The sequence below is a fragment of the Devosia sp. genome, assembly GCF_017307565.1.
Taxonomy (GTDB): Bacteria; Pseudomonadota; Alphaproteobacteria; order Rhizobiales; family Devosiaceae; genus Devosia.
On the sequence record NZ_JAFKHD010000385.1, the window covers coordinates 1 to 1,092 of the forward strand.

Annotated in this window: 1 protein-coding gene; it reads right to left on the reverse strand. The window is 66.6% G+C overall.

What is annotated here, in order from left to right; genetic code table 11:
• Positions 1-1,092, reverse strand: a 1,092-nt coding sequence (locus J0I64_RS15535) for an ATP-binding protein (protein WP_291409864.1), incomplete at both ends; no start/stop codon positions are given.

Here is a 1,092-nt window from a genome sequence, read left to right on the forward strand (position 1 = left end):
GCACGCGGCCGCTGCCCGTGAGATCGCGCGCCTTTTCCTTCTTCGCCGGACGCTGCTCGGCAGCTTTGTCCGCCGCCGTCTGCACGTAGCGCGGCAGGTAAATGCGGAAGGTCGTGCCCTGCCCCGGCGCGCTCTCCGGGAAGATGAACCCGCCCGTCTGCTTGACGATGCCGTAAACCGTCGAAAGCCCGAGCCCCGTGCCCTTGCCCACTTCCTTGGTCGAGAAGAAGGGCTCGAAGATCTTGGCCATGATCTCCGGCGTCATGCCATGGCCGGTGTCCGTCACCGCCAGCTCGACGTACTCGCCCGGCACCATGCCCTGCTGGCGCATATTCCGCGCCTCGCCTTCGGTGACATTGCGCGTCGAGATGATGAGCTGCCCGCCGTTCGGCATGGCATCCTTGGCATTCACCGCGAGATTGAGCAGCACCTGATCGAGCTGCGTGCGATCGGCCTTGATGAGCCAGAGATCGCGCCCGTGGCGCGTTTCGAGCTGCACCGTCTCGCCGATGAGCTTGCGCAGCAGCGCCGTGCTCGTATCGCTGATGACGTCGCCGAGCTCCAGCACTTCGGGCATCAGCGTCTGGCGGCGCGAGAAGGCAAGCAACTGCCGCACCATGCCCGCGGCACGGTTGGCATTCTGCTTGATATTCATGATGTCTTTGTAGGCGGCGTCCGTCGGCCGGTGCGTCTGCAGCAGCAGGTCCGAGAAGCCGATGATCGCCGTCAGCACGTTGTTGAAGTCGTGCGCGATGCCGCCCGCGAGCTTGCCGACCGCCTCCATCTTCGTGCTCTGGGCGTACTTGATCTCGAGCGCCTTCTGCTCGGTCGCGTCGATGACGTAGATGACCGCCGCCGCCTCGCCGTCGCCGGAGGGAACCGGGCTGAAGAACAGGCGCCGCGTGAACTCGCCCTCGGCCCCGAGCGTCACCTCGACCGGCTCGCCGGCCGCCCGCCCCTTGAGCACATTCTCGGCGGCACGGAAGAGATAGGAGACCGGATCGGCGACCGGTCGCGCCTCGACCCCGGAGATCTTGTGCCACAGGTCCTGCAGCACGTCCTCCGCATCGTCGCCCGCGCCGCGAGCCGCAA